Annotated in this window: 16 protein-coding genes; 3 read left to right on the plus strand and 13 right to left on the minus strand. The window is 29.3% G+C overall.

From position 1 onward, the window contains the following. Positions 1-96: 96 nt before the first annotated feature. From AXE80_RS08175 to AXE80_RS08205, 7 genes are all read right to left on the minus strand, one after another. Positions 97-528 carry a DUF6943 family protein gene (locus AXE80_RS08175; protein WP_068826181.1) on the minus strand — a complete coding sequence of 144 codons (432 nt, stop codon included), beginning with the start codon at positions 526-528 and terminating at the stop codon, positions 97-99. A 1,068-nt stretch (positions 529-1,596) separates the two neighbouring features. Then, positions 1,597-1,833, minus strand: coding sequence for a hypothetical protein (locus tag AXE80_RS08180; RefSeq protein ID WP_068826183.1), 237 nt, complete (start codon positions 1,831-1,833; stop codon positions 1,597-1,599). An 11-nt stretch (positions 1,834-1,844) separates the two neighbouring features. After that, a complete protein-coding gene (locus tag AXE80_RS08185; protein WP_068826186.1) occupies positions 1,845-4,634 on the minus strand; it encodes a TrlF family AAA-like ATPase in 2,790 nt (929 codons plus the stop codon). 14 nt (positions 4,635-4,648) lie between these two features. Then, complete coding sequence (locus AXE80_RS08190; RefSeq protein WP_068826189.1) at positions 4,649-7,252, minus strand: DEAD/DEAH box helicase family protein; 2,604 nt, start codon at positions 7,250-7,252, stop codon at positions 4,649-4,651. Further along, positions 7,249-7,911, minus strand: a complete 663-nt coding sequence (locus AXE80_RS08195; protein WP_068826192.1) for a hypothetical protein — start codon at positions 7,909-7,911, stop codon at positions 7,249-7,251. Before AXE80_RS08195 ends, AXE80_RS08190 begins: the two co-directional genes overlap by 4 nt. Further along, positions 7,898-9,742 carry a DNA methyltransferase gene (locus AXE80_RS08200; protein ID WP_068826194.1) on the minus strand — a complete coding sequence of 615 codons (1,845 nt, stop codon included), beginning with the start codon at positions 9,740-9,742 and terminating at the stop codon, positions 7,898-7,900. The genes AXE80_RS08195 and AXE80_RS08200 overlap by 14 nt, the downstream gene beginning before the upstream one ends. Before the next feature lie 102 nt (positions 9,743-9,844). Further along, a complete protein-coding gene (locus tag AXE80_RS08205; RefSeq protein ID WP_068826196.1) occupies positions 9,845-10,300 on the minus strand; it encodes a hypothetical protein in 456 nt (151 codons plus the stop codon). A gap of 139 nt (positions 10,301-10,439) precedes the next feature. On the opposite strand from AXE80_RS08205, the gene AXE80_RS08210 reads away from it, so the two are divergent. The 3 genes from AXE80_RS08210 to AXE80_RS08220 all read left to right on the plus strand — a co-directional run bounded on the left by AXE80_RS08210 (position 10,440) and on the right by AXE80_RS08220 (position 12,965). Beyond that, on the plus strand, positions 10,440-11,693 hold the full coding sequence (locus tag AXE80_RS08210) for a Y-family DNA polymerase (protein ID WP_068826197.1): 1,254 nt from the start codon (positions 10,440-10,442) through the stop codon (positions 11,691-11,693). Position 11,694: 1 nt separating this feature from the next. Continuing rightward, positions 11,695-12,147, plus strand: coding sequence for a LexA family protein (locus AXE80_RS08215; protein WP_068828786.1), 453 nt, complete (start codon positions 11,695-11,697; stop codon positions 12,145-12,147). Positions 12,148-12,365: 218 nt separating this feature from the next. Further along, positions 12,366-12,965: an SOS response-associated peptidase gene (locus AXE80_RS08220; protein ID WP_068826200.1), complete on the plus strand. Its 600-nt coding sequence runs from the start codon at positions 12,366-12,368 to the stop codon at positions 12,963-12,965. 124 nt (positions 12,966-13,089) lie between these two features. Here AXE80_RS08220 and AXE80_RS08225 read toward each other — a convergent pair whose 3' ends face one another. From AXE80_RS08225 to AXE80_RS08250, 6 genes are all read right to left on the minus strand, one after another. Further along, the gene (locus AXE80_RS08225; protein WP_068826202.1) at positions 13,090-15,222 is read right to left on the minus strand and encodes a PDDEXK family nuclease; all 2,133 of its coding nucleotides are present in this window, start codon (positions 15,220-15,222) and stop codon (positions 13,090-13,092) included. A 134-nt stretch (positions 15,223-15,356) separates the two neighbouring features. Continuing rightward, complete coding sequence (locus AXE80_RS08230) at positions 15,357-16,010, minus strand: P-loop NTPase family protein (protein ID WP_068826204.1); 654 nt, start codon at positions 16,008-16,010, stop codon at positions 15,357-15,359. Positions 16,011-16,290: 280 nt separating this feature from the next. Next, a complete protein-coding gene (locus tag AXE80_RS08235; protein ID WP_335673656.1) occupies positions 16,291-16,776 on the minus strand; it encodes a hypothetical protein in 486 nt (161 codons plus the stop codon). 4 nt (positions 16,777-16,780) lie between these two features. After that, the gene (locus AXE80_RS08240) at positions 16,781-17,053 is read right to left on the minus strand and encodes a helix-turn-helix domain-containing protein (RefSeq protein WP_068826206.1); all 273 of its coding nucleotides are present in this window, start codon (positions 17,051-17,053) and stop codon (positions 16,781-16,783) included. 214 nt (positions 17,054-17,267) lie between these two features. Next, on the minus strand, positions 17,268-18,158 hold the full coding sequence (locus AXE80_RS08245; protein ID WP_068826208.1) for an RteC domain-containing protein: 891 nt from the start codon (positions 18,156-18,158) through the stop codon (positions 17,268-17,270). A gap of 74 nt (positions 18,159-18,232) precedes the next feature. After that, positions 18,233-19,480 (minus strand): site-specific integrase, encoded by a 1,248-nt coding sequence (locus AXE80_RS08250; protein WP_068826210.1) that lies wholly within the window; start codon positions 19,478-19,480, stop codon positions 18,233-18,235. Positions 19,481-19,598: the final 118 nt, after the last annotated feature.

Raw genomic sequence — 19,598 nt, forward strand, 5'->3', positions numbered from 1 at the left:
GTCAGCTTCTTTGTTTCGCTCCTGTTACGTAAGATTTTTTTGAAGTAAATCTATTGTAAGATCATAAATTAATGCCTGGAATTCTCCAGGCATTTTTTATGCACTTATTTTTTGTTTCTTTTGGTTAAAGCAAGATTGTATATAAGCTTTTTTTAGCTGTTCTATTTTCAGAACTGTATTTCTTAAACGTTCTAATTCTTTTTGAATAGTAGTAACATTATGAATATGTTTTTCAACCTCAACCAGTGAATTTAAACCATTTTTTAACGTATTACAACAGTCTTTTATAGTGATAAATGGAATAACACTTCCTTTTAAATAATAAGCATAAAAACCTCCTATTTGAAGCATCATTGATAAGTGGAATAAAGTGTTTTTATCCTCTTCGGTGGTAGTGGTTACCACAAAACAGTTCGGACAAGGATTGTACAGCGGTTTACCGCTGTTCAATCCTTTGTTTAAAATGAAAAAGTGAGGTTTGTTGTAGGTCGTTCCTACACAGTGGGTTTTGATTTCAAAATAAAGCATAGCTATCCAATTTAAATTGCTTCGCTACGCTTCGCCATCATATTTTTTTGGAGAAAAAAGATGCCTATAACATTGTTGCTGTGGCGGATGCTGTCAAGGTTTTTGGTGAAAAGTTTGGTTTAAGATATTTATTGTTTTTAAAATACTAATCAAAGTTTTTATCAAAACCCGTAGGGCTTGACCTTTACTGCAAAAAGCGTTGGCAGAAGGAAAGCAACTATATTTGCATGCTTTTTTAATCAAAATAACCTCATCATAGATTAAGAAAAGGCATAAAGCAAGTGCTTGGAAGTGTAACTCAGTGGAATGGACAAGCTCTTGCTGTGCGGTGCTGAGGGGATTGTTATGTGAACTTTATTATTTCTTAAAAGCTTCCAATGCCCACAAGCACATGGGAAATTGGAATTGTAAACTTTCTTATAATAGCAAACTAATTATATCCTTTTTAATAAAATGACTAATTGGATTGAGATGAGGTAAAACAGCCTTGAGCCAAACGGTGGGCTGAGTGTGCAAATAGTGGAACGGTTTGCGGACACAGACCAAGCGCTAGCGAGCCGCCTTGCGAGTGGAGCAACGGGTGGTGCAAAAAGTGCATGAGGTAACGAATGTGGTTTGCAGCTATGTGTGGAGTTGAACGGCAGGTTTTTGTAATTTTTTCAAACAAAAACCTAGAGAGAAACGGAACAATACACAAGGCTACCTATTTAATTGCTAGAGCCTATGTGTTGGATGATGTAGTTGGCAAAAAGGCGGAGGCAACACAATCAAAAAGCCGCAGCCCGTAGCGACCTGCAAGGCGAGCTAAAATTATGGCAATGGTTGGATGCGTTGTGGCTGAACGAAATGAACCGAAGCCATGAGTGTGAATGCAGTGAAGTGACAAAAGCAGACAAAGGAATTGCCGTGAGGACTGATTGAGGAACGCAACAACCGTGACAAAGTGCCACTGGCACACTTGTGTAAAATAGCTCTTTTTTTAAACTTTAAATAAATTAGAAATGCTTAAAAAAAGTGCTATTTACTTTGGCGGGGTTGTTTGCTGACTATTGAAGGAGGAACACCGCTTTACCTTTTTATTATTCTATAATCAAACCTAATTCTAATTAGATCAATTAACTCTTTATCATCAATATCTACTTCATTAAAATTATTAGAAGGAAAAGTAAAATTAGAATAGAATGGATAAACTGTATTTTGTTTAAGTACCTTGAAAGGATCTATTTTATTTTTACTTTTTGGTATAGTAATAAAACGTTTTTTTTCTGCTCCTGTTTTTAATGCTATTAGCTTAAATCCTTTCAAATATACTTAAATTAAACTAATTTATATCTATCAGAACGCATTTTGAAAGCTTTTTCACTTCCTTCCATGACATCACAAATCTCTTTTTTAATCTCTTCTATTTCTACTGTACCAGAATGTAAAACAGATGTATGTTGACTTTCTGAATCCATTGAAATAATATATTCTGCATCACCATTTACAGGAATATTTGCATTATGAGTTACTACAATAATTTGCCTACTTCGTTTAGCTATTTTTAATCTATCTACTATTAAATCGTAGACTAATCTATTATCTAAATCATCTTCTGGTTGGTCTAATATTAATGGGATTGTTCCAAAAGATAATAAGAAAGTTAGAATTGCAGTAGTACGTTGTCCTGCAGAAGCAGTAGATAACGATTTAAACGTAACAGCATTTTCAGGTTTATATTCTACAACCACTTCATCCTCTGGCATAAATAACTCTAATTCATCCATACCTGCATCCGTTATACCTTTGACAGCATTCTTAAAATGACCACCAACTACATCAGCATTATCATCAAAGTAATTTTTGCGGAATACCTTTTTTACTTCTTCTATTTTCTGTTCTACGTTACCTTGGAAACATAACTCTTTTAACTTTTTAAAATCTTCTTCAAAAGAAGTGTCTTTACCAATAATCTTACGGACTTGTAACTCGAAACTTGTTTGACTTCTGAAAGGTTTAATTTTTACTCTAATTTTCCCATCAGTTACATTTTCATCAATAAATGCCTTACGTTTTACAGTTATATCTTTAGATAATTGAATAAATTCTTCCTGATATTTGGCTCTTTCTACAAGTTCTAAACGTTCTTTCTCTTTTATAATATCGAGAGCAACTAATTCTTCTTCCTTAGTTTCAATCTCTTTTGTAATAGCTTCGTATTGATCTATGTTTTCAACACCTTCTGCTTCAAGTTCAGCTTTCTTTACATCATAATTAGTTAATGCTGTAGTATATGCCTGCTTCCATTGTGAGGATGTTAGTTTAGTTTCTAAATCAGTTTTTATCTGTGATATTGATGTTATTAGTGCTTCATACTCCGTTGCTTTTGTAGATAGAGCTTCTTTTACCTCAGTTAAGATTATTTTAAGTTCTTCTCTATTACTTTCAGAAAAACCAGTTTCATCTGGTTGTTCAATATCAAACTCTGTTTTTAGCCCCTCTAATTGATTAACTAATACTTGAATTTGTTCTTTATAATCGTTTAGTAATTTCTCTTCTTCAGCAAATGACTTTTTTTCTGCCATTAACTCTTTTATTCCTGCCTTATCTAAAGTTTCTAATTTCTTTTTTAAGTCCTCAATGTCAGTTTTTAATTTAAGTCTTGATTTTAAACTTACTTGATGTGTTCTAATCGTAATACAAGACTTTAAGAAGTTTTCTTTTGCAACCTTTCTTTTATCTTTTAATTGACCTATTTCTTCAACATTCAAATCAACCCTATCTAACAAGGCGTTGTGGTCTTTTGAAATTTCAAATATTTGCTTTTGAGAATATTGCTCAAACTCTAAGAAGTTTAAAAACTCTTCTTCCTCAATTTTCTCCCAATTTCCATCAACTAACTTATTAATCTCTATAGTTTGATTGACAGAGCTTACTATTTCAGATGCTATTACACGATATAAAAAGTCTTTACGAACAAATTCTACTTCAATGGTAGATACATCATTAAATACACCTACAGACTCTGTTCCTTTTACTTCATTCGTTTTATAGAAACTATTATGCTCTTTTACTAAATCAGCAAAATTTTCAAGATTACTCGTACGGTTAAATACACCTCTAATAAATCTTAAAATGCTTGATTTACCACTACCTCGACCACCAATTATTGTATTTAATTGTGGATTAAATCCTATTTTAAAAGGCACTGTTCCTGTTAACGTAGTATTAGTTATGGTTATTGATTTTATCCAAAATTCAGGTTTATTTGTTGTAGAAGTTGCATCAACAAAATCATTAACTATTCTATGAGATGGCAATAAAAATGCTTGCCTTAACCCTTCTAAAGAAGGCGTTTCGTCCATTTTTATATAAGTGAATCTTGAACCAATACCGTTTAAACCGTGTATAGAGTTTTTAGGTTCGTGTGGATTATCCGAAAAAGTTAATAACGCTAAATCACTTTCCTTAGATAGCTTTACTGTATTATACCACTTCTTAGCTGTAGCTTCATCTATTGCAGGTGTAGGATTATTGTAAAAATCATTTAAACTTGGAACAACACTACCGATTGTTGCATTAGAATATTCCTTTTCATAAAATGCTTTATGTACAATTTGAACTGCATTTATATCTTCTCTACTGTAGAACTCTTGTAAAATTTGATTACCAATAGCCTCTAAACCATTAAATTCGTCAATGTGAGCAGGAATAATAATAGCACCATATTTTAAAGCCATATCTGCTATTTCAATTATACTTTTATTTGTTTTAGCATCTTGATTACCAAAATTAGCTTCATCTATATCACATCTTATTAAGAAATCACGAACATCAGTATTTGTTTTGGTTGGGTCAAATAATACTAATAAATGAACCTTAGATGTATCACAAGTAATTTCAACACCAGGAAAGATGGTTAAATTAGTGTTTTTAGCTATTTCTTGAATTGCTTCAATACCATTTGCACTATTGTGGTCAGTAACCGCAACACAATCTAGACCCTGTTCTATAGCTTTGTCAACCCATTGTTGAGCTGTTACCTCTCTATCTTGAAAACACCTACTTGCTGTTGTATGTAAATGTAAATCGCACTTATACCACCTTGCTCCTTTAAAATCGTTCATAGCTTTTTTTGATTTTATAGTTTATTTAATTTTTCAACAAAAACATCTTCTCTGTTAGCTTTGTTGTAGAATGGCATACCAATCAATTTATATTGTTGACTTTCGTATAATTCTATAACTGCTTCCTTTTCTATTTCTTGAAGGAATTGTTCTTTCCATTCATCATTGTATAATAAATGATCTCCTTTAGGTTCTATGAACAATTGATATATGACTTCATCATCTGATTTTTTTTCTGTCATGTATAATACAAAGTCTGGTTCTGTTGCCTTTGCATCGCTAAATCTGTATAGCTTGAAAAACCGTTCGTTTCTTAACAAATATATATTTGTAAACTTTTCCTTTAAATCATCTATGTTATCATGGAAATATTTCACTAAAAACTTTTCTTCTGACGAACCATAGTTTTCATTATAAGCATACCAATCTGCTTTATTTAAATCTACAAAATATTCTTGTGGAATATCATTACGCATTGTTGGTTTTCCTGTTTCTGCTGTTGTATTTGTGTTAACAGAAAATGATAGTTTTTTATTTTTAAAATACTTTCTTAATGGTTCTCTATAAAAGGATTTTGTACCTCTATAATCACCAAACTTGGTTGATATTTCATTAGCAATTTTGGTTGCTACACTTATAACAATTTCTAATTTTTGATGTGATGATAAATTATTAGTGTCTTTTTGTAAACCAGTAACTTCTACTATTATACCACCAAAATAATTTTCATTAGTTATAAAATCATGCATTGATTTAATACTAGGAAAAAACTGTTTTAAGTTGCTAAACTTATAAAAAGGTATTTTATTCAATCCTTTTTGAATAATGGTTTTATCCCAAATAGAAAAATGGTGTTTGTTAGCAAAATTTGCTTGAACTTTATTTTGTTTTACAGATGTATTATCTAGTATAGTAGTAGAAGCAGAACGATTTGTTCTTAATGCATACGTATGTTTTTTTACAATTGTTGGTTCTTGAAATTCTAATAATGTTTTAGGATTGTTTTTTACTTTCTTATTTAAGAAAATAAATCCATTTTTATAAAGGGATGTTTCTTTAAATTCATCTTTTAAAATTAAATCTACTTCTACTTTTTCTTCAGGAAACATTCCTATTTGACGAAGTGCATTGTTTAATTCTGTAATATAACGTGGATTGTGTGAACAATGATAATGTAAGGTTTCACAATGACGCATGATATTGTCTAAATCATTGTCGTATTTACGTTTGTCTAACTCTTGATTTTCTTCTAATTGAAAAGGATAATATCTTGCCCCTCTACCAATTAATTGTGCTTCTGCTACTGTTGTTTTACCAGGTGTACTCCCTTTGGCATCACGAGTATCATATAATCTTACAATATCATACAGGTTTAGGACATCCCAACCCTCGTTTAATTTATCTACTGCAAAAACTGCCCTGTATTCATTACTATTATCTTCAAGACTGTTTATTACTATTTGTTTATCATCTGTATCATTTTTAGAGTTTACAGATATTATTTTATCTTCTGAAAAGTCTTCCTTTATTTCATCTATTAAACCTTGAAGTGAAATATTAAGTTCTTTAAAATATGTTATTGCTTTATCTAAAATTTCATTATCTAACTTAATTAAGTCTTCTAATTTAGTTACGGTTAAGTTTTTAATTTCATCAATAAAAGCTTTTTCCATTTCTGCACTCTCAATAGTAGTTTTAGATTTAAACATTACTACTGGTTTTGCTAAAATACCTTTAGATGCAAATATTTTCTTTTTGAATTGACTAATTAACACTGCAACAACAGCACGTTGTATAGGTTGATAATCTACTTGATTTGTTTGTACTTCTTTAGAATATCCATCTTCTCTAAACTTTGCTAATGAATAATCATATAATAATTTATTAGCATATTTAGAAGCTATACTTGGATGACTTAATTCTAATGTAGCAGTAAACTCCATCATTATATTTTCTGGACTTGCTAATAAAATACGTTCTACTGTGTGTTCCCAACTTGTCAAATTTTCTTTTTCACTAGCTGAGTGCTTCTTTTTGGTTAACGCATTGATATGGTGAGCTTCATCACTTATTAGCACCGTTTTTCTATCTATAAAATCATCAAAAGTTATACTGTTTTCACGTGGTGCATTAAGTTTTTTATGTAAGCCTTGTATGGTAGAAAATAATATACTAATATCATCTGTATTGGTACTTTCAAAACTATCTACTTCTGTAATATTTACATTTACACCCTCTATATTTATTTGTTCTTTAAATAAATACTTAGAGCTATTTGCATTTAAAAAATTCTCTTTTGTTTTACGTATAATAGTATCTGTGTTAACAAAGAAAATAAAATTACGATAACCTAGTTTATACAATTCTAAAATAGCACCTGCCATTACCAATGTTTTACCAGAACCAGTTGCCATATGAAACAACACTTGTGTAGGTTTAGCTCTTAAACGTGGGTTGTTTAAGTAGTAATTGAACGCTGTAAATGCTTCTATTTGATAAGGTCTAGGAGTAAACTTTAGGTTGTTTTTTATAATTGGTGATAATTCTACAACTAAATCTCCATCTTCTATTTTACTTGCAATACGCTTGTCTAGTCTTGTTATGCCTTTTTCAATCATAGTATCTGGCTTGATATAGGTTTGTAATGTTTTGATAATTCAGTTAAATAATTATCAATTTGGCTAACTGTACCAAATCTTGTTTTTTCACCTGCTTTAATTATTTTACACTCATTAATAACATCTGTAGTTATAGAACCAACTATTATTAATTTTTTTAGAGATTCTATGTTTTTAATATCACTAACGATGTAATATACAAGAATCATAAAATCTTTACCCTCTTTAGAAGCCTGAACAACTGGATACATAAAAACCCAATTTTGATTAGGTTTTTTTGCCGTATAAGCTGTCTTTACGTCACAATAAAGAGTTTTGTTATTTATTTCAATTTTTATATCCCATTTGTCATAAAAATACTCCTTCACCAAAGAGCTACTTTCCGAAGAATAATCATTTGACTCAATAATTTCTATAATTCTTTTTATGTCGTGATTCTTTTCCCAACTAGAAACTTTAACGTTATTAAAACTATTTAAAAAATAATCTGAAATTACTGCTTCTGTAACATATCCTATAAAAGAATCGTGACCAACTATTGTAAATTTATCAAAATTCATATTTACTTTTTGTAAATAATCCTTACACTCATTTCTAAATATTTCAAATGCTTTAGCTTTTACAAACAGGTCTTTCGAAAAATTATTAACTTCTATCATAAAAACCTTTATTTAAACCTACTATTGTATCGGGAACTTTAAAAGTTGCATCCTCAATTTCACTATAATTTAAGTAAAGTTGATTTTTATCTAAGATCTGAACTAAATAATATTGCATAGTCTCTAATGATGCTGTTTTAAAAGCTTCTAAACGAGAATTAAACATATCCTTATCAAATTGGTAAGAAAGGAATGCCTTGTTTTGCATTTCTTCCCAAACCATTAAGACATCCTCTTTAGTTTTAGCTTCCTGAATATTATTTATAAAATATTGGTTGTACTGCATTAATTCCGCATATACAAAAGAACCACCTCCTTTCCATTGAACATCTTTTGAAATCCCCCCTTGTTCACCTTCAATTACTTTATTAAGTCTTTCTGTTGTAACTGTATTTATATAGTCCATTTGCTCAACACCTATATACTTACGATTCATTTTATGAGCAACCGATGCGGTTGTACCACTACCTAAAAAGAAATCTAAAACAATATCATTTTCATTAGTAGCTAACTCAATAACCCTTTTTATTAATTTTTCAGGTTTAGGATAAGAAAAAATATTTTTATTAAATAATGATTTTAACTCTCGTGTAGCTTCTTGATTAGAACCTAAATCATCCCACCAGGAATTGGGTACAACTCCATTTTCTTTTTTCTCCGACAAAAAAAGTTTATATCTAGGTTTGCCTTCACCACCTCGAGGAAAAACAAGTCTATTGTCTTTCTCTAAATTATCATAAGTATCTTTTTTAAACCTCCATTCATCTTCAATAAGTCTACCTGTAGGTGTTTTTATGGTATATTTTGAGCCTCCGCCATTTGTACAAGGCATTGTAACATATGAACCTCTTGGGTCGTTATCAGGATTTTTATATTTTGACTCATCAATATTAGGTTTTATTTTATTTAAAAAAGATTGATTTGATTTTGAATAACAAAGAATATAGTCGTGAATAGGTGATATATTCTTACTTAAATTCGCCTGTGATTTTCTTCTTCTGTAGACAATACAAGAAATGAAGTTTTCCCTATTAAATATTTCATCCATTACAACCTTTAAATAAGCTTGTTCAGAATCATCACATTGAACAAAAATAACACCATCTTCTTTTAATAAATCTTTTGCAATTACAAGACGGTTTTTAATAAATGTTAACCAAGCTGAGTGGTTAAAAGAATCATTGTATTTAAAATCATCATTACCTGTATTATAAGGTGGATCAATGTATATTAATTTTATTTTACCTCTATGTGTTTTTAATAGAGAAGAGATTACTAACAAATTATTACCTTTTAAGATTAGGTTTTCATCTCCTTTAATGTCGGTTACATTATGCACACCATCTTTATCGTATTTTTTGAAGTTGGTAAATGCCTTTGCATCTAATAATCTATCTACATTATCGGGTGCAAGGGTTTCATTCCAAAATATCTCATTTCTCTTTTGGTCTTCTTTATTTTGCCCTCCTTCTAAAACGCAATCTTTATGAGGCCACACTAATACAACATCATTTTTAGCTTTTATAAAATTATCTGTAGAGTCATCATTTATTGCTAATCCTATTTTGTTTTTAAATGCTGTGTAGCTATCTGGTAAGAAAGATTTATTGTTTACAAACCTTTGAAACTTAATTTTATCGAATACTAATACATTTTCTACTTCTTGGAAAAAGTGTTTTTTAAACGTATCATTTTTGATTAATAGACTTATTAGAAATGGCTCTACTTTTAAAGCTGCTTCTATAATCTTATTTTTATTTAATTGATTGTCTACTACTAAGTTATCTTCGTTTTTAAGTAGTTCTATAAGGTCTTGTTGTAAGTTTTGCATTTTATATTATTGATATTTAATATCAGTTATTTTAAACATATAAAAATATGTTTTGTATTAGGAAGTAAGCAATATATAATAATATTTTTTATAATTATTTCGTTATGAATTAAATGGTATAATTCTATTAATATCATATTTACTGTAATTGGACCATTTCCCATTATTTTTATGATAATTACCTTTTTGTATATGTTCTTGATATAACATATACATGTCATTAATAACTTCTTCTAAGCTTAGATATGCTAAAGATTCTTCTGTAATGATTAAATTATCATACTGTTTGTGGAATTCATCTAACCCTACTAAGTTTTCTTTATCATAAATTCTTAGCACAAATTCTTCTTCGGCTTCACAAAATAAAAGCTCTACCATATGTGGTAAATTCATGTTTTGAGCTTCTGTTATCAAGTCATTTATTGTAATTAATGGTTTATCTAGACTTATAATTGTTGAAGCACCTACCAAGTATGGTATTGTTAAGCCATTGTAATAATCATCATTTTCATAAAATGATTTTAGTACTTGGAACCAAAAAGGATAATTAGTATTCATAAACATTTATTTTCTCATCATTCAACTAATATAATCATTCGTTTTATTTTAAATTACGGTAATCCTTGTAATTGTGTAGGTACAGCACACTTATCAACAATTTATTTGTATTTGATTGAACTAGATTAACTTTGTATTTATGTATGCACTTGTAGATTGTAATAATTTTTATGCGAGTTGTGAACGAGTTTTTAGACCTCATCTCAACGGAAAACCTATTGCTGTGTTATCAAATAACGATGGTTGTGTGATAGCGCGTAGCAATGAGGCTAAGAAGTTTGTTCCTATGGGAGCTGTAGCTTTTAAGTATAAAGAAATTTTTAAGCAGTATCAAATTCATGTGTTTTCTAGTAATTATGCTTTGTATGGTGATTTGAGTAATCGTGTTATGAATACCTTACGAACCTTTACTCCAGATATTGAAATCTATTCTATTGATGAAGCATTTTTAGAGTTTAAAGGTTTTGATCATTATGATTTACAAAGTTATGGTGTAAAAATGAGAGAAACTGTATTGCAGCATGTGGGAATTCCAGTTAGCATTGGGTTTGCTAATACGAAGGCACTAAGTAAAATATCAAATAAGATAGCTAAGAAGTTTCCGGAAAGAACCAACGGTTCTTATGTAATAGATACTGAAGAGAAACGAATTAAAGCATTGAAGTGGACTAAAATAGAAGATGTTTGGGGAATTGGGAGAAAGTTTTCTCAACGTTTACAAGCTAAAAATATCATGACTGCTTATGACTTTACGCAACTACAAGATTCATGGGTACAAAAAGAGTTTTCTATTGTAGGGTTACGTTTAAAACACGAATTAGAGGGAAAACCTAGACTGTCTTTAGATGAGGTTAAAAACAAGAAAGCAATTTCAACTACTAGAAGTTTTGACAGGGATATAAGCGATTATTTTAGCTTAAAGGAGCGAGTAGCCACTTTTGCTTGTTCATGTGCTGAGAAGCTAAGAAAACAAGACAGCAACTGTACTTTGATAATGGTTTTTGTGTTGACCAATTACCATAAAAAGAACCAGGCACAGTATAGTAGAAATATTACGGTACAATTGCCTTATCCAACCTCATCGAGTATTACGATAAGTCAGTATGCACAAAAGGCTTTAAAAGCAATTTACAAAGAGGGTTATGCTTATAAAAAAGCAGGAGTAATTGTTATGGGAATTAGGCCAAATAACGAAACACAATTGAATTTGTTTGTGAATGAGAACCCTAAACACAATCCTTTGATGAAAACTATTGATGATATTAATCGTAAATTAGGAGTACGCAAATTAAAAATTGGTGGTCAAGGTTTAGGACGAACTTGGAAAATGAAACAAGAGCGATTGAGTCCTAGATTTACGACTCACTGGGATGAGGTTTTAGAAGTTGATTAACATGAAAATAATTAAAGTAGCAAAAGGTTTAAGTGGTGAGTTAGAAATGGTGCCTTTCAGAATTTCTGAAGATGGTGTTTATGTTCCTTATTATGAAGATGGTGTTCAAGCAGGCTTTCCAAGTCCTGCTGATGACTTTAAAGAACAAAGACTGAGTTTAGATGCTAAATTATTAAGCAAGCCTAATAGTACATTTATTGTAAGGGTAAAAGGAAACTCAATGTTTGATACTTTACATGTTGGAGATTTATTAATCGTAAGAGCAGACTTAAATTTAGAGGATAATGATATTGGGATTCTATCAGTAAACAACAATGATTTTACTGTGAAAAGATTAGATAAATCAAGAAACTTACTTGTTGCTGACAATGAAGATTTTCCTAATATTGAGATTAATGAAGATGATGTAATTCAGTGTAGAGGGGTTGTAAAACACTTGATTAGAGATTTATAAAAAACCTCCATTAAAAAATAATGGAGGTAAAAAAAACGCTAAAAACATTTAAAACATTTTTAGACAGTTACTAAAATAACTAATTATTTTTTAAATTGAAATAAAAAATAGCATGAATGATTTACCTCAATTTAGAAGAACTCAATTTAAGCTTGGTATAATTTGTATGATAATTATGTTCGTTATATATGTTATAGAAGAACTCTTAAAATATTTAAATGTGCTTCCATAGTAAACAAACAAAAAAAGCCAAAGAGGTGTCGAATCGATTTGAAGCTGAAATAGAAGATATAGACAACTTTCCTATATCTGAACATTTTGTAGGTTTTGAATATCCAAAAACACCAATTATTACCAATGAAAATATACAATTGGTACAAAATGTTTCTTGGGGATTACATCCTCATTGGGCACCAGATGATTGGAACAGGAACTATACTTTAAACGCAAGGATTGAAACCTTAGCAGAAAAACCATCTTTTAAAAACATTCAAGATAATAGATGCATTATTATTGTTGATGGTTTTTACGAATGGCAACATTATTACGGTCAGAAAGTAAAATATGAAATAGGAAACAAAAATGAATTGTTTGCTTTGGCAGGTTTGTATGATGAGCATGATGGTGTAAAATCTTATACAATAATTACAACCGAAGCTCAAGGTATTATGAAAGAAATACATAATACAAAACTCCGTATGCCTTACGCTTTTACGGAGTTGGATAAAATGCATTCCTGGTTACAAGGTAACCAGGTTGATAATTTTTATGATTTTACTGCTATTCAGTTAGATGATAAGCAAGGGGTGTTGTTTTAACGTGTTTTAAGCAACTAAATTAGTAAATAATTACCGACCAAGAAAGTCCGCGAGGATTTCGTAAGTAAGCAAAAAGCCAGCAATAAATTATATACGGTGTTACCTGCAGGCCTTAATTCTTATTTTATAATTGTGGTTCAATATTATCTTTCGTTAGTTTTTTAATAAATACATTATTTCTATTTTTTGCTCTCTCAAGAAGCGTAGAATATTTCACAACTTCTGTATAAAGTGAACCGTCCTTTCCTTCGTTGCTATAAATTCCAGCTATAGTTTTAGATGGCCTAAATAAATAATCAAAATTATAGGCGTTTTTGAAATCAGCATCATAAGCTCTAACATCATTTGGTTCAATTTTTTCTCCAATTAGATATCCATAAAAAGTAGTTAGTTTCATTTCTGGAATTGAAAAATTTCTCAAAAGAGTTGCGTAATTATTTATTTGATTTAAGTGGTCAGAAACACTAACGTCAGGGTTTTTAAATTCAATAATTATACATTTCTCTTCTTGTGGAAATAATAGAATATCAGGTCTTTTATGAAGCCTGTTTTCTCCAATAGAAGTTATAAATTGAGTTTCTTCTTCAGATAAATCTTCTCTAATTATATTTTCTCCTTTAAATTTGATATCAGATAACTTGGACTCTGAAATCCCTTGAAAATATATAAAATCTTCATTTATAATCCACAAATCACTTTTATCAGGTGTTGTTGCGTTTTGTTGAAAAATTAGATTATGTAGTAATGCTTCATCTTTATTTCTTGAACCATCATTTTGAATTGATAATTTTCTGTTTAAAATTAAAGAGAATAATTCAAGAATAAGTTTTCTTCTAGCAATATAATGTGTTAAATCAGCTTTATTTTGTTGTGGAATTACTTTAGCTATTCTTTCAATTTCAGCATCTAGTGTATCTGAATAATTTTCAGAAGTGGTATCTAGATGATTTAGTCTTTCAATACTACTTTTTAAATTCGAATCTAAATCAGCTTTTTTTCTTGCTTCTGCAGTGTAAAATTTTTCTAATATTTTTTTATCACTATCATTTATAGAAATTTCAATTTCTGAATCTTCCGGCAATAAAAACATTTCCTTAAGATTTTTAATGTCTAACTGATGTTTTTCTTGAATTTTTTCTATTTGTGGATATAAATTATTGATTGTACCATTTATTTTCGTTTCTAGAAGATCTAGAATTATAACTTCTTCATTAAATATGTTTGGATCATTTGAAAAAATATCATTGTTAGGAATATCTATTTCTCCTCTTTCATTTGTGTCTTTGTCATCTAAATAATCACTAGAAACTAAAAAAAGAAAATGACTATTATCAATTACTTCATCTTTAGAAAGAGAAGATAAATTGACTTCAAAGTTTTCTACTACTTCGTGTTTACTTGTTAGTTTTAAATCATTTTGCTTTAAAAATGATTTATCTAATTTGTATGAGTTTATTGTAAATGTTTCAAATTTTTCAGTTTCAATGATGCTTTTTGCATCATCAGATAATTTTGAATAATGAACTTTTACATTATCTGTTTTGTCAATTTTTGGAATGTCAGATTTTGATATTGTTGATTGACTTTCTTTATCGTTAAATACATAATGTTCTAAAATAATTTCTGGCAAATTATTTTTGTTTAAACAAAAGTATTGAATGTATCTTTTTAAAAGTGAGTCTTTTAAATTGACATCATTTAAAGTATGATATATATTTCTAGTTTGGTCTAAAAGTCCTTCGAAAGTGAGAGTTGTTCCAGAAGATTTTGCCTCAATTTCAATATCTTTTTTGTGAAAAATTATAGAGTTTTTTTTAAGATAATCTTCTTTTTTTGAAACATAAAATTCTCTTTTTCTATATTTTCCACTATTTAAATATATGCTCATTATTTTAGTAGAATCAAAATAATGAGTGTACTGTATTCTTCCAGAGCCAAGGTTTTTAAACCCTTTTGTAAAATCTTTATATGTATTGAATCTCTTAAATTCTTTATCATCAAAACCAACTCCGTTGTCACTTATTTGAAGTTTAGAAAAAGTAAAACTTTGGTCTGTATTTTGAGTTGAATATATTTTTATTTCAATTTTTCCTTTGAAACCTTTGTTTATTTTTTCCTTTATTCGAATTGCTTCAAGTGAATTTGTAAATGCCTCATAAACTGGTTGTAACGAAACTTTCGAGCGATTAACATCTCTTATTACTCCTTCATAATAAACTCCATCTCCACTTATGTGTGTGTTATTTTCAAATTTCATTTTCAAATCTTAATAGATGATTAAAGTACGTTGATTTTCCTGAATTTTTTATGATTACGAATGTTTTTTTGGCTTGCAGGTAATTTGTTATATCAAATCTAAAAGTAATGATTTATATCAAATATTTCAGGTTATCACAACCTTTTATCCCTACAATTCTTATCAAAAGCCACTAGATTAAAAAGTTGTCTCATACGTGAACGAACTCTAGAACCGTAACGTTCATCAATTTCTTCTGCGTTGAGGTTCGTAGTAGCAAATGTTAGTTTTTTGTTTTGGAGGAATAAATCGTACCTGGAGAGTAATATTTCTCCCATGACATTACAATCTTGTCCAAAGTGTTTTCCATCAGGTTCTACTCCTAAATCATCAAAACAAAAAGAAAAGCTAGAACCGTATTTTTCTATCACCTCAAAACCTTTGCTATTGAATTGGAACGTTAAAAATCTACTTGGAATGACTTCGTAATTGATAACGTTTGGCGAAATATGTTTTAATAATTTCATCCAACTTGTTTTACCACATCCTACGGGTCCAGAAAGTAAAATTCCTTTGTTGGGATCTAGTCCGTATTTTTCACATTTTTTATAATCTCTGATAAAATACAAGCAAAGCTTGTAAAGTAAAAACATGTCATCTTCGTAGATTTTAAAGTTTTTTCCAAAGGTTAATCTTCCTTTGTAGTTGAGGTAGGCTACAATTTTATCAAAATCGTAGTGGATGATGTTGTTTTCTATGGTTCCTAATTCGAATAGGGTTTCTTTTTCGTGTATGATGTGTGGGTGCATAGAGTTGTTTTTAAATTTTTATTTCACTACGTTCATTTTGTCTTGACACAAAACGAACCAAAAAGTCAAGACTTCAAGAACATTTCTAAAATGCTATTCTCATTTTCTAAAGAAAAAGAACTCACTACTTCCTGAAATAAATTCAGGATTTCGTTCAGACATCTTTTTCTTTTACGAAAATTTCAAATCCATTTTTACGAAATAACCTTGTATGTCATTTGTTACAATATTTTCATTTTTTAAAATCGGCCGGAACTTTTATTTTTTGAAAAAAAATTGCTCATAATGGTTGGCTATAATCTTTGTCATTTTCAATTTTTAAATAATCAGAATTTTGATTTTCCTGTTTATAATGTTTATTACGTTTTATATGTTTATTATGTTTATAATAAGATACCAGTGCTTGTCCCACATCTTGTTCCACTACCTGTCCCACATCTTGTCCCACTACTTGTCCATTACTAGTCCAAAAATTGTACATGTTTACTTCGCTACTTTTAAATGGATTTTGAGAGGGTTTATATTTGATAAATTTCCATTTATTTAAATCACGAATACATTTGTGATAAGTTGTTTTTGAACCAATTTTTGCCATAATCATGACTTCGTTTCTGTTTACATAAAAAGGAGTTTGAAACCTATTTACATTCCACAATTGAAACAAAGCCATGTATAGACTGATATGTGTTGGATTAAAGCGTTGGTCATCAATTGTTTTATCATAAAAAACCTTTAAGTGTTTTATATAATTGACTTCTGACATCATCATTCTAGTGTTTTACTTTATTCTCCTCCATTACTTTCTGAATTTCTTCAGCATCGTAATAAATAATTCCTCCAATTTTGGTATAAGGTAAAGTTCCATTGATTCGAAGTGTTTGTAATGTTCCTGGACTTACTTGAAGCAGTTCCATAATTTCATTAGATTTTAAATACTTCTTGTTTTTGGTTGTTGAATTTGATTCAAGTAGTTTTTTAAAAGCTTCTAATAGTTCAGTTTTAAATTCTCTTAAATCATCCGTCGTAATAATTGCTGTTGGCATAATTTTACAATTTTAATGGTTAACTAATAGTTTGATTTGACTTTCGTTTTCCAAAATTGCAACGCTTTGATGAATTTTATTCGGTAGTTTTCAGAACTACCGAATAAAATTTTAAAAAAATGAAAACCTCAACGTTTTCAAGGGTTGAGGTTTTTTTGATATTGTATAAAGGATGAAAAAAGGTGAATTCGGTAGTTCCAAAAAATACCGAATATTAAAAATCATCAACTTCTAATTTTAAAATTAAATTTGAAGATAAGTTTGATAAGAATTTTGTTTGATTCTCTTGTCTGTTTTTAATCTCTCCAAAAGTTTTATAATAATTCCCAAGGTTGACATTAAATAGTTTGCCAAAAACATCGGTGATTTCTTTAATTTGAGTATCTCCGCCATTTATAGCCCCTGTTACTTTTAAAGCATATATAAGCTCAACTAAGTCTGTTTTTGAAGCTGTCCAAGTAAAGTTTTCCGCAATAGAATTGTTATCAATAGTATTATAACATCCTGCCTCGAAATTAGATAAACAATAAAGCTCTTGTTTGAAATAGGTTGAAAGTAATTCATAGGTAACTACCTCACATGTCAATAGATCATGTGAGGTTGTAAACTCTGGGTCAGTATCTGCATAATCAGATTGTGAAAATAAAGCTAATTGTTCGTTTCCTCTAACAAAATACTTATCATCCAAAGAAGTTTGTTCTTGTTTTATGTACCTGTAAAAGCTTTGATTTCTTTTCTTTTTATTCTCTAATAATCTTAGCTCTTTAAGAATATACTTCTTTTGTTTTTCAATGGATACAAAGGGTTGTTCTGCCTTATATGACAGCTGAATTTTGAAAAATTTTATCTGTCCACAAATACTAGGTTTTATTTTTTTAAAAAACGTAATCTCCTCTTGTGTATTTTCAAATGATAATGTTCTAACATAAATTCTAATTTGATGCAAATGATGTTTTGCTTCTTTAAGTTTTAGTTTTAATTCCTCTTCTTTTTTAAGGTGCTTACTTTCAATTTTTTTTAATGTGTTTTCGTAATTTTTCACTAAATCTAATATCTTTTTCATAGAATTATTTAAATTTTTGCATGTGAAAATATTTAAAAACATCACAAATAAAATACTACCTGTGTTTTTACGCAGCTAAAAACAATCAAACAGCTATAAAATACTCAAGTTGATTATTATGAAACTCTTTGTATATGAGGCTTGTAAGAGAATTTTTCTTTAAGAATATTCATGTCTTCACTTACTTTTTTATCTACAATTTTTGCGTAAATCTGGGTAGTTGTAAGCTTAGTGTGACCTAACATTTTTGATACCGTTTCTATTGGAATTCCGTTAGATAATGTAACCGTAGTTGCAAAGGTATGACGTGCCATGTGAAAGGTTAAGTTTTTAGTAATTCCACATACATCAGCTATTTCTTTTAGGTAGCTATTTAGCTTCTGATTGGAAATAGTTGGTAGTAATATATTTGAATGTAAAACACGTAAGTTTTCGGAATATGAATTTATGATGTTTTCAGCAAGTTCTAACAATGGAACTTTTACAGGAGTTCCTGTTTTTTGTCTTTTGGTTATTATCCAATTGCCTCCATCAATACCTATTACAATGTTATCTGGAGTTAAATTTTTAATATCTATATAAGCTAAACCTGTATAGCAGCTGAATAAAAATAGGTCTTTAACCAATTGTAATCTTTCAATTCTTGAATGATAGTTTTGAATACTCTCTAATTCATATTCTGTTAAATATTCTCTTTGTTTCTTTATGAAAGTAGGAGAGAACCTAATAAAAGGGTCTTTGTTAATCCATTCCAGTTCAACTGCCATCTTTATCATTTTACGGAGTCTTTGAATGTGTTTCATAACTGTATTATTTTCAATTGCATGTTGACCGTTTGTAGGTTGATAATTACGTAAATAGGATTCATAACCTAACAAAAATTGATAATCCAATTGCTTGAGGTATAAATCGGTAGTTTTTAGTAGTTCATTTACATATAAAAAAAGATACTTTTGGGAAGTCTTGTAACTACGTAAAGTGTTTTTATGGATTTTTTTCTCAACAAATTGATTGTGATATGATACTAAATCTTGTAAAGTTTTATGTTTTTGGTCGGTACCTAAATACCTTGCTTTAACTAATTGTGCAGTAATTAGTTTCTCTTCAAGTTCTAACTCTCTATAAGCTTTTGCAATTTTAGATTCTTCTTCTTTAAGAAATTGATTTAACATCCTTGCTTCATTAGAATTACCTCTAACTTTAGATTTATAATAATCCCAAGAATCGATTTTAATTTTCTTGTTTAAACTAATATTAGCTCTTTTAGAATTAATTGTGATTCTAAAATAAATAATAGCAAAACCAGGTTCTACATTTTGAGTATACAACCAGGTAAGTAATGAATAAGTGTTTGATGATACCATAGTAATCGTCTTTTGTGGTGAAACAATAGGACGAAAGTCAAGTCAAACTAATAGTATCTTTTTAATGTAAAGAGGTTAGTAATTTTAAGCTTTAAATTATACTAACCGAAATACTTAC

It is taken from the genome of Wenyingzhuangia fucanilytica (genome assembly GCF_001697185.1).
Classification (GTDB): Bacteria; Bacteroidota; Bacteroidia; order Flavobacteriales; family Flavobacteriaceae; genus Wenyingzhuangia; species Wenyingzhuangia fucanilytica.